The sequence below is a fragment of the Muribaculum gordoncarteri genome (assembly GCF_004803695.1).
In the GTDB taxonomy this organism is placed as follows: Bacteria; Bacteroidota; Bacteroidia; order Bacteroidales; family Muribaculaceae; genus Muribaculum; species Muribaculum gordoncarteri.
Genome location: NZ_CP039393.1, coordinates 2,502,385 through 2,514,002, shown reverse-complemented (window position 1 = coordinate 2,514,002; position 11,618 = coordinate 2,502,385). Strand labels below are relative to the sequence as shown.

Genomic DNA, 11,618 nt, shown 5'->3' with positions numbered 1-11,618 from the left:
TGTAGTATGAAGAAGTTCATTCTTTTACTTTTTGCACTCCTGACCGTCGTATCGGTTTCGGCGCAAAGCCGCAGCATACGCGGAACAGTCGTGTCGGCGGCTGACGGCGAGCCTCTCGTGGGCGCGACGGTAGTCCCGGTGGGAGGCGGCAGCGGAACGGCTACCGACCTTGACGGAAAATTCCACCTGACAGTATCCAACAAAGTAAGTCAGCTGACGGTTTCCTATATAGGAATGAAGCCGGTGACCGTGCCCGTACAGGACAACATGACCATTCGTCTTGAAACCTCGGACACTCGCCTCGACGAAGTAGTGGTGACCGGTTACGGTTCGGGCAAGAAGCTCGGTTCGATCGTCGGTTCAGTGGCTGTTATCGGTGAGCAGAATTTCGAGAACCTTACCACTCCTACTTTCGTAGACGCCCTTCAGGGTCAGGTGGCCGGTCTTTCGATTTTCTCGTCATCGGGTGACCCCTCTTCGGTTGACAACCAGATTCGTCTTCGTGGTTTGAACTCTCTTAACGCAGGCACCACTCCGTTGTTTATCCTCGACGGTGCCCCCGTTACCCAGACAGTGTTCACGACCCTTAACCCTAACGACATCGAGAGCATCACCGTGTTGAAGGATGCCGCATCGGTAGCCATCTACGGTTCACGTGCTGCCAACGGTGTTATCGTTATCACCTCAAAGAAAGGTAAATACGGACAGCAGGCCCGCGTTACCATCCGTGCAAAGTATGGTTGGTCGCAGCTTACTCCCGACAAGGTCGACATGATGAACTCTGACCAGTACATCGAGTATCGCGACAAAATCGGTCAGCCTGTTTCTCAAGGCATCAAGGATCTCGTAAACAAGCATGGCATCTCCACCAACTGGCGTGATGAGATATTCGACGGCAGCGCTCCCACCTATTCACTTGAAGGAGCTGTTACCGGCGGTACCGAGCGTACATCTTATTATATATCGCTCAACCACCTGAATCAGGAAGGTATCATCGCTCAGTCGGGCATGCGTCGTGAAACTATGCGCGTAAGCGTTGACTCAAAGGTTACCGACTGGTTCCGCGTAGGCTTGCAGACCAACCTCGGTTATACCAAGTATGAAACCAACAACGAGTCAGGTGCATCCTACTCGGGCGACGGTCTCTATCCTACCAACCCGATGGTGTTTGCCCGCAAGGCTCTCCCTTACGATTCTCCTTATTATTATACATTCGACGACAATGGTAATATAATGTGGGGCGACCGTGCCGAATATCTACACTATTCCGGTATGCCTACTCCCGACTACATCCGTAGCGGCCGTAGCGTGCTTCGCAATCGTCTTACTATCAACGCCGCTCTCTATGAGGCGTTCACTCCCATAAAGGGTCTTACCCTCCGCGCTCAGCAGGCTGTCGACGCTTACGACACCCGACTGAAGAACCTCGGTTTCCCGAACGAAACCCTCTACACCCCGATGGGCGATGTATATGCCAACGGTGGTACTGCCGGCGAGCTTGTAACCGGTTACAACCAGCAGTCATTCTCACGCTACTACTCGTTTACCTACACCAACACTGCCGAGTATAACTTCAACATCGCCGATGTTCACAATGTAAGAGCTCTCGTCGGTGAAGAGTCGATCATCTCTCAGAGCGAAGGCTTCGGAGTATTCTCGGAAGGTCAGAGCGACCGTCGTCAGATGCTCCTCACTCAGGGTACAAGCGTCGCCATCAGCGACTTGAGCGAAAGCCTCGTTCGCACTGTGATGAACTCTATATTCGCTCAGCTCAGCTACGACTACGACAGCAAGTATTTCTTTGACTTCACTTATCGTCGCGACGGTAGCTCGAAGTTTGCTCCCGGTCACCGTTGGGCCAACTTCTTCTCGGTAGGCGGTATGTGGAACATCAAGTCAGAGAAGTTCCTCCAGCCCTACACATGGCTCGACGACCTTAAGTTCCGCATCAGCTACGGTACTACAGGTAACTCTTCAATCGACAACTATATGTACTACGGCCTCATCGGTGCCGGAAACGTATATAACGGACAAGGCTCACTCGGCATCTCACAGGCCGCCAACAGCGACCTCACCTGGGAAACCGTGAAGTCATTTGACCTCGGCTTGAACTTCGGCCTCTTCAACATCCTTGATGTCGATGTCGACTTCTACAACAAGCAGACTTGCGACATGCTTCTTGAGATTCCTTACAGCTACACTACCGGTTTCGACGGTGGCTGGGGTAACGTAGGCGGTATGCGCAACCGTGGTGTCGATGTTGATGTAAAGGCCAACATCATCAATACCCGTGACTGGACATGGAATGTTCGCGCCAACTTCAACTACAACAAGAATGAGATCACCGACCTCTACGACGGTCTTGATGAACTTCCGTTCCTCAACGCCAACGTTATCTATAAGGTCGGTCACGATGCAGGTTCGTTCTATTGCGTGAAGTACGCAGGTGTTGACCCCCGCGACGGTCAGCAGATGTGGTACACCAAGGACGGCAACCTCACCAAGGTGTTTAACGAAACCCGCGATTCACAGATTCTTGACAAGTCGCAGTATTCACCCTGGTCGGGCGGTTTCGGAACCGACTTGCGCTGGAAGGGTCTTTCACTCCGCATGGACTTCACCTGGGCAGCCAAGAAGTACATGATCAACAACGATCTCTACTTCATCACCAACAATAACTTTGCTACATCCTACAACCAGCGCGTTGAGATGCTTAACGTGTGGACCAAGCCCGGTGACATCACCGACATCCCTGCTCCCGGTCAGGCTCTCCAGTTTGACGACCGCTGGCTTGAGGACGCTTCATTCGTTCGTCTGAAGAACCTCACTCTTCAGTACTCACTTCCCAAGGCATGGGTGAATAAAGCTTGTCTGTCAGGCGTAAATCTTCACTTCACCGGCCGCAACCTGTTGACCTTCACTTCGTTCACCGGTTACGACCCCGAGCCCGAAAGCAACCTTGTGGCATTCTACTATCCCAATACCCGTCAGTACGAGTTTGGTATTGAAGTTAGTTTCTAATCTATTATTGAAATCGTAATATGAAAAAATATCTTTTATACGCATTGTTCGCTGTGGGCTTGCTCTCATCATGTAACATGGACGAGGCACCTTACGGAGCACTTGATGACGACAACGCCATCCAAAGCGCAAACGACGCACAACGCTATCGCAACGGATTCTACAGCGGATTCCGTTCGATGACCTCGGGCTCTTATATCACCAAGCCTGAGCTTCAGGCCGATATGTTCAACGGCATCACCATCAACGGTAACCGTAACGGAACAATCGCCAACGGAAATCTGCTTGCCGGCGACGGCGATGTGCTTTCATTGTGGAGCACCTGCTACAGCCGCATAGCATCGGTCAACTACTTCCTGTCAAAGGCCGAGCCCCTTCTGGAGAATACCGAGGATGCCGACGACCGTCTTGACATTGAGCGTTACATCGGTGAGGCTCACTTCACCCGTGCATTCTACTACATCGCACTTTTCGATCGCTTCTGCCAGGTATATTCTGCCGACAAGGGCGACACTCCCGCTCTCGGTGTGCCCATCACACTTGAGTACAATCCTACTGCCGACCGTAGCAAGTACCCCGGCCGCAGCACAATGAACGAGTCGGTAAAGCTTATCAACGACGAGCTTAACCTCGCTCTCACTGCAATGCAGACCTACGAGGCTTCCGACAAGAAGCACGTTGCTCCCATGTCGCCCTACATCTGCTCTTACACCGTAATGGCAATGCAGGCACGCTTCGCCCTCATGATCGGTGACTACGCCACCGCTATCAGCAAGGCTGAGTCGGTTATCAACTCCAAGGTCTACACTCTTGCCAATACCGATAACTATATTGACATGTGGGTCAATGACGAAAGCTCGGAAATCATCTTCCGTCCCTTCGCATCAAGCTCCGAGCAGCCCAACTTGAATTCTACCGGTAGCGCCTGGATTTCAATCTATGACGACCGTGCCGATTATATCCCCGGCTTCGAGGCTCTTGCCATGTATGAGGACGGTGATGTTCGCTTCGACGCATTCTTCAACATTCGTGGCCTTACCGTCGACGGTGCCGAATATCCTTGCTACAACTTCAACAAGTTCCCCGGCAACCCCGCGCTTAAGACTTCGACTGCCAACAACATCATGAACATGCCCAAGCCCTTCCGCTTGAGCGAGCAGTACCTCATCCTTGCCGAGGCCGCTGCCATGAACAATCAGCCCGACAAGGCCAATGCAGCCCTCAACACTCTCCGTGCCAACCGTATAATCGATTGGGAGGATGCCAACTACTCAGGCCAGGCTCTTATTCAGCAGGTTCGCGACGAGCGCACCAAGGAGCTTATCGGCGAAGGATTCCGTATCACCGACCTCCGTCGCTGGAAGCAGGGATTCAAGCGCAGCTACGACTATCCCGCTGCCTGGGGTCTTGATCCTATACTTGTAACTGCCGGACTTTCGGTTCAGTACCCAGCCGACGACCACCGTTACACTTGGCCCATTCCTTCTGATGAAATCCAGGTTAATCCTCAGTTGAAGGGTCAGCAGAATCCCGGTTACTAATCAATGTAATTGTAACATTCTAAAACATTATTATTAGTCATGAAATTAAGCAAAATATTAGCAATCGGGTTAGCTGTCCTGACCATGACTGCCTGCTCCGATGACGACGAATTCAATTTCAACTCCGACGGCAACGTGACCGTTGACATGGCTCAGCCTTCAATCACATTGAAGGAAAACAAGGGCTACTTCAATGTTCCCGTAGTCGTTTCGGGTGAAGCCAACGGATATGTACAGGTTACTGTCGAGGTTCAGGAGGCTACAGGCAATCCCGCCATGGACGATGTTCACTATATCGTAACATCAAAGACTATCAACATTGCCAGCGAAGACAAGGTGGGCAATGTTGAAATCAAGACCGTTGATGACGGTGAAATCAACGAGAACCGCGAGTTTATCGTGACAATCGTTGACGCAAAGGGCGCAAAGATCGGTAACGAGCGCTCTACCACCGTTACAATCCGCGACAATGACTCTGAGTTCTATGAAAAGCTGATGGGCAAGTGGGCTCTCAACTTCGTTTCAAAGGGTGCTCCCGACAAGTGGGATGTTAATGTGGTAGGTTATGAAGAAACTGAGGCCGGTTACAACGAAACCCTATACATAACCGGTATAATGGGTTATAGCTGGGCTCAGCTCGAAGTAAGCTACTTCTTTGACAAGGCCACCAATGTAGGTTATCTCGAAGTGCCCCTCGGAACACTTGTTGCCGACGGTGTAGACTTCGGAAGCTTTACCGGCACAGTGCTTGCAGCTACGGTTGAGAACGGATATGTGGTTACCGACGGAACATTACGCGCCGAGTGGAACGACATGTTCACTGAGATTACATTCCAGGATTCACCCGTGCTCTACCTCGCAGTGTTTGACGAGGCTACCGGTGACTTCATGGGAGGATGGAAATCGCTGAATCTTGTCAACATGACACGATAAATTATCTCATACCCAATTTGAATATTAGGGAAAGGCGTGCGAGTCATTGCACGCCTTTCTTTTTTTGTATGTAATCATCGTGAAATTATGCCGGGGACCCCGTTTGTTTATAAATAAAATGCTATCTTTGTGATACGCACCGACTGTCATGTCATCGCGTTTCAACGTAACTTATGTTTTAATCTCGGATAACAACCAATCTGACAATCACTTAAAAAATCTGATATAAGTAAATTTCAATTCATGACAAAGCGAATACTATCAATTCTCTTGTTGACGGCCGCCACCGTTGTGAGCGTGTGGGCCGGTCCGGTCGACCGACAGCGTGCCGAGGCCGCCGCCGTGGCACAAATCAAGGGCGTGACAGGAAAGAGCCGCACGGTTAAGCAGGTGCAGGCGGTGGACGATGCTTTTTATGTCGTCAATCTTGCTCCCCAAGGATGGGTGATGGTGTCGGCCGACGACAAGGTCGACCCTGTAATCGGATATTCGGCCACGGGTGCGTTGTCCATGTCGGCGATTCCCGACAATATGGCCTATATGCTCGATTCCTACAAGAAGCTCGTCAAGCTTGGCGTAGACGAGGAGTTGTCGCCGCGCATCCGTCAGTGGGAGTCGGTTGGCAAGGTCTTGTCACGTGCATCGGGATCTGCCGTAGAGCCTCTTATCAAGGTGAAGTGGAACCAGCCCGCGCCTTTCAACAAATATTGTCCCGGCGAGGGTGACAACAAGGCTATCGTGGGCTGTGTGGCCGTTGCCATGTCACAGGCCATGAGCGTGCAGGCCTATCCTTCGCGTCCCACAGGCTCGGTGAAGTACACTCCGGTAGGCTACGGACAGCTCAGCATCAACTTTGACGAGGAGCGCGCCTACAATTGGGACGACATTCTTTCGGGTGCCAACACCTATGATGAGGCTGCCCGCCTGATGTGGCATGCCGGCATGAGCGTGAGAATGGGCTACGGCCCCGACGGCTCGGGCATCCCCTCCAACGAGGTCAATCGTATAACCAACGCCCTCCGCGACAACTTCGGCTACGGCGACGAAGTGGCCTATGTGTGGAAGGACGCTTATCAGGGCGATTGGGAACGCCTCGTGCTCAACGAGCTTAACGCCGGCCGCGCCGTGATATACAATGCTGTCGACACCAAGCTCAGTGCAGGTCACAGCTTCAATGTCGACGGCTATGACGGCAATTCGGGCTATCATGTCAACTGGGGATGGGGCGGCAACGGCGACGGTTACTTCCGTCTTGACAACCTGCGTGACTCTCCCTACTACTTCGACGACTATCACGTGATTGTGATAGGCATCGGCGCTCCCGACCGTCTGCTGCGCAGCATCGGGCTGAGCGGTACGGTGATCGAGGAGGGACTTCCCGCCGGATCTACCGTGGCCACCGTCACGGTCAACGGCGAGGCCCCCACATCGGGCATGACATTTGAGCTTCGCGGACTATATAACGCCGGCACCGACAGCTATGCCGAGGCTCCCTTCGTAATCGAGAACGGAATGTTGAAGACCACGCGCACTCTCTCATGCTCGGCCGACGGCGTGATCGCTGTCGACATAACGGTCACCGACAATGCATCGGGCGAATCGCTCACTCAGGGATTCTCTATCGAGGTTCAGCCGTGGCGCAGCATCGCCGAGGCAACATCGATGTCATTTAACCGCACGACAGGCGAATTCCTCCTGAAGACAAAGCACAACGTGAGCTACACGCTCAAGTCACCCACCGGCACCGTAATCGCATCGGGCGCTCTCGACCCGCTGCCGCAGCTGCAGTTCAACCGCTCGCAGCTTGCCGATGGAGTTAATGTGCTCGAGCTTCGCTGCAGCACTGAAGTCAAGACTATTAAAATCACCAAATGAAACACCCGATTATGAAACTATACAATCTTATCAACGGATGCACCGCTCTCCTTGTGGTCGCCCTAATGACAGCTTGTAGCGACAAAGGCGGCGACTCGCCCGACACGGGCAACACCGGCACTCCCGACGACGACCAGACCGTTGCCGTGGGCATCACTACCGAGGTCATCACCCGCGCCAATGTCACCACCGAGTTTACATCGGGTGCCGAGATGAACATATACCCCAAGACCTACGGACGCCTCGATGCGCCCAACATGGTTGAGAACGTGAAGGCCACCATGGGTGGCTCGGGCTGGACGATAGCCCCCGAGATTCGCATCAAGAAGGGTCAGAATGCATTCCTCTACGCCGTGGCTCCGTTCAATGCCGCCTATACCGACCCTGCGGCGATTCCCGTCAACATCACCGAGCAGGTCGACCTGCTCTACTCGGGCGAGTATGTCCCCGCATCGTTCACCACCCACAACGTGAAGCTCAACATGAAGCATGCGCTCGCTCTCGCCGCCTTCAACATTGCGTCGCAGGGCTACACCGGTGCCGGCACGCTGACTTCGCTCGGCATCTCGGGCGAGGAGGTCTACACCTCGGGTAAGATGAATGTAAGCACCGGAAAAATCACGGTCGAAGGCAAGGATCCCCTGAATGTGGGCGTTAGCAAGACTGTTGCGGCCGGCGGATGGAACTCCGATTTGCCCCGCGTGTGGGTGATTCCATTCTCGACCAAGGGCAAGCCCGCCACTCTCACTGCCGTGATCGACGGCAAGAGCTATGTCATCGACTTCCCCGAAGTGGAGATGCGTACCGGATTCCAGTATGTGTTCCACCTTGTGCTCACCAACACCGGACTCGTGTTCATCCCGTCCATGACCGAAATCGTGTCGCTTAACGTGGCCGATGACGCAATGGAGGCGATGGAGGGTTACGGAATATTGAAATTCGGATTCACCGGCAGCACATTCACGTTCCCATATTTCACGGGCGACAACGTGTTTGGCACTATTCTTCCGGCATCGGGTGCGGGTGCAAGCTACGCAATAGGCGGTTCGCTCGATCTCGCTACTCCCGACACCAAGGATATTGTAGTTGAAACATGGAATTCGACAGGCTTTGAACTGAACAATCTCGAAGGTATCGAGTCAATCGACATCTCGGGTTATTGATGTAATCTGTCACCATTGAAATAAAGGACTCCGCGCCCCTTGTCACACTCGACGGGCGCGGAGTCTTTTTTATGAGCCGGCTCTTATGCCATGTCGGCCGACATTCAATGACGCTCTATTCCCATGGCGCGTCTGTCGAGCTGCGAGTAGCGGCAATTCAGTATCAGACATTCGTTTCCTATTATCGACATGATTATTTTGGCCTTGTCGCTCGATGTCGACAGCTTTATCAGCAGGGCCGCGCTTGTGCCTCCGGCCACACACCGGGCGGTAATCGATATCTCGTCATCTGACCGCGAGCGGTTTATCTCTACGAGCCTTCCGAGAGGCGACAGATTGCCGTTGTCGTCGGGGCTCATCAGAAACAGTGCCCCCGATGCCGTGCGGTGTATTTCGATAAGCGCGTAATAGTCGTCGGGCGGCATGGGACTGCCCGTGTCGACGCTTACGCTGTTTACTGTAAACCGGCACGCGGTCACTATGCCCGTCGACGGTTTCAGATGCTCTACTAATGATTTCAGACGATTTATAATCATCGCGATGCGAGAGGCCCCTCATCCTCGGTCGAGGCCCGCAAGTATACAAAAAAGGTGTGAGGAATTTCATTGTCCTATCGTCACCTCAGGCTCTCGCATGGCCTTGTTCCACCGATAAGACAACGGCCCCACACCGGATGCGTATATTGTTCCCGCCATGTTTCATGACAGGAATAATAGGCACGCGATGCAGGTGCCATTGTCAATCATCTTTGTGGAACAGTCAAATTTGCGAGATTTGAGTTGAAAAAGATAATTTCAATAACACCTTTCAATTAATATGTGCAGATAAGGAGGCCAGCTCTATGGCCTCCGGGCTATCTGTTACAAAGATAAGGAAAAATGTCATTGGTGGGGCACTATTTATTACACTTTATTGCACTTCACGGGATAAATTTAACGACAACTGTTGATTTAATTGCTGCGGATGATGATTTTTTTGACTACTTTTGCAGGATGTTTCATTCATGGGCATCAACTAAGAATCACAATATTGCTTATTTATTATGAAATCATTAAAATTTCTTGCACTCGCCGTGGCTTTCGGCTTTATGCTGAGCGCATCGGCCGAGGAGCATCTCAAGAGCCTCAATCCGGCTTACTTTGACAAGTCGACACCCGCCGGCGAGGATTTCTACAAGCATGTCAACAAGGGTTGGCAGGAGAGCCATCCGCTCACACCCGAACATGCACGTTACGGTAACTTCAACATCCTCAGCGACTCAAGCGAGGCTCGCGTGAAGGACATCGTGCTCAACCTCGGAGCTACAAATCCCAAGCCCGGATCGGTTGCCTTCAAGGTGTGGACAATCTACAGCCAGGCCATGGACTCGGTTAGACGCAACGCCGAAGGCGCTAAGCCCATCCTTGCCGACCTCAAGAAAATCGAAACCACTCCCGCCGACAGCATGGAGAACCTCTTCTTGTGGCTGCACGCCAACTACGCAAGCCCCTTCTTCAGCGCAGGCCCCATGGAGGACCTCGCCGACAGCAAGGTGTATGCCATGTATGTAAGCGGTGGCGGCATGGGTCTTGGCGACCGTGACTACTATCTGCTCGACGACGCCCGCAACAAGAAGGTGCGCGAGGCTTACAAGAAACTCATCGTAACGCAGATGCGTAACGCCGGTTACTCCAAGAAGGATGCCAACCGCGTTATGAACAACGTGATGAAGATTGAAACCGCGCTTGCCGATTCAGCCTGGACACGCGAACAGAGCCGTAACATCCCGGCCATGTACAACCCCCGTTCATTCGAGCAGCTCAAGGCCATGTATCCCAATATCAACTGGGACCGCTTCTTCATCGAAACGATGGGTATCAAGTCGCCCGAGAGCGTCATCGTGACCGAACTCAGCTCGGTGGCTCAGGCCAACAACCTCATGGGCTCGCTCACCGATCGCGAAATCAAGGACTACTACCTTTGGAAATATGTGAGCCAGGCCGCCGGAATGCTCAGCGACGACTTTGCCAATGCCGCATTTGAATTCAACAAGGTAGTGAGCGGCGTGCAGCAGCAGCGTCCGCGCTGGAAGCGTGCACTCGGTGCTGCTGAAGGTGCGATGGGTGAGGCTGTCGGACAGCTCTATGTCGAGAAGTACTTCCCCGAGTCGTCAAAGCAGTATATGCTCGGCCTTGTCGAGAACCTGCGCACCGCACTCGGCAAGCACATCATCAACCTTCCCTGGATGAGCGACGACACCAAGCTCAACGCTATCAAGAAGCTCAATGCCTTCACCGTGAAGATCGGTTATCCCGACAAGTGGAAGGACTACAGCTCGATGACAATCGACCCCAAGTTGTCCTACTACGAGAATATGCACAACGTATCGATGTGGCACCAGAAGGAAGAGCTCGCCAAGTGGGGCAAGCCCGTCGACAAGACAGAGTGGGGTATGACTCCTCAAACAGTCAACGCCTACTATAATCCTCTTGCCAATGAAATCGTGTTCCCCGCTGCCATTCTTCAGGCTCCCTTCTTCGACCCCGAGTCGAGCGATGCCGAGAACTACGGCGGTATCGGTGTGGTGATAGGACATGAGATGACTCACGGATTTGACGACCAGGGCCGCAACTTCGATGCCGAGGGCAACATGGTCAACTGGTGGACTCCCGAGGACACCGAGGCATTTGCCAAGCTCACACAGGGTCTTGTTGCCCAGTTTGACGAAGTGGAAGTGCTTCCCGGCCTCCATGCCAACGGTCAGTACACTCTCGGTGAGAACATCGCCGACCAGGGCGGACTTCGCGTGGCAATGACCGCATTCCTCGACTCACAGAAGAAGAAAGGTGTCGACATCAAGAGCCCCGAGGCCAAGATCGACGGTTACGACCCCATGCAGGTGTTCTATCTCAACTATGCCAACCTTTGGGCACAGAACACCCGTGAGGAGGAGATTCGCTCGCTCACCTCGGGTGATGTTCACTCACTCGGCGAAAACCGCGTTAACGTAACGTTGCGCAACCTCACTCCTTTCTTTGAGGCATTCGGCATCAAGAAGGGTGACAAGATGTATCGTCCGGCTGAGGAACTCGTCGTTATCTGGTAA

At 53.0% G+C, this 11,618-nt stretch carries 7 protein-coding genes; 6 read left to right on the top strand and 1 reads right to left on the bottom strand.

Annotation, left to right across the window (positions count from 1 at the left end):
• The first annotated feature begins 6 nt into the window (after positions 1–6).
• The 5 genes from E7746_RS11115 to E7746_RS11095 all read left to right on the top strand — a co-directional run bounded on the left by E7746_RS11115 (position 7) and on the right by E7746_RS11095 (position 8,533).
• Positions 7–3,021 carry a SusC/RagA family TonB-linked outer membrane protein gene (locus tag E7746_RS11115; protein WP_136410832.1) on the top strand — a complete coding sequence of 1,005 codons (3,015 nt, stop codon included), beginning with the start codon at positions 7–9 and terminating at the stop codon, positions 3,019–3,021.
• A gap of 20 nt (positions 3,022–3,041) precedes the next feature.
• Positions 3,042–4,562 carry a RagB/SusD family nutrient uptake outer membrane protein gene (locus E7746_RS11110; RefSeq protein ID WP_136410831.1) on the top strand — a complete coding sequence of 507 codons (1,521 nt, stop codon included), beginning with the start codon at positions 3,042–3,044 and terminating at the stop codon, positions 4,560–4,562.
• Between the two features lie 39 nt (positions 4,563–4,601).
• Complete coding sequence (locus E7746_RS11105; protein WP_135946727.1) at positions 4,602–5,495, top strand: Calx-beta domain-containing protein; 894 nt, start codon at positions 4,602–4,604, stop codon at positions 5,493–5,495.
• A 243-nt stretch (positions 5,496–5,738) separates the two neighbouring features.
• On the top strand, positions 5,739–7,370 hold the full coding sequence (locus E7746_RS11100) for a C10 family peptidase (RefSeq protein ID WP_136410830.1): 1,632 nt from the start codon (positions 5,739–5,741) through the stop codon (positions 7,368–7,370).
• A gap of 11 nt (positions 7,371–7,381) precedes the next feature.
• Positions 7,382–8,533: a fimbrillin family protein gene (locus tag E7746_RS11095; RefSeq protein WP_168184371.1), complete on the top strand. Its 1,152-nt coding sequence runs from the start codon at positions 7,382–7,384 to the stop codon at positions 8,531–8,533.
• A 104-nt stretch (positions 8,534–8,637) separates the two neighbouring features.
• Here E7746_RS11095 and E7746_RS11090 read toward each other — a convergent pair whose 3' ends face one another.
• Complete coding sequence (locus tag E7746_RS11090; RefSeq protein ID WP_136410828.1) at positions 8,638–9,069, bottom strand: hypothetical protein; 432 nt, start codon at positions 9,067–9,069, stop codon at positions 8,638–8,640.
• A 506-nt stretch (positions 9,070–9,575) separates the two neighbouring features.
• Here E7746_RS11090 and E7746_RS11085 point away from each other — a divergent pair.
• A complete protein-coding gene (locus E7746_RS11085; RefSeq protein WP_136410827.1) occupies positions 9,576–11,618 on the top strand; it encodes a M13 family metallopeptidase in 2,043 nt (680 codons plus the stop codon).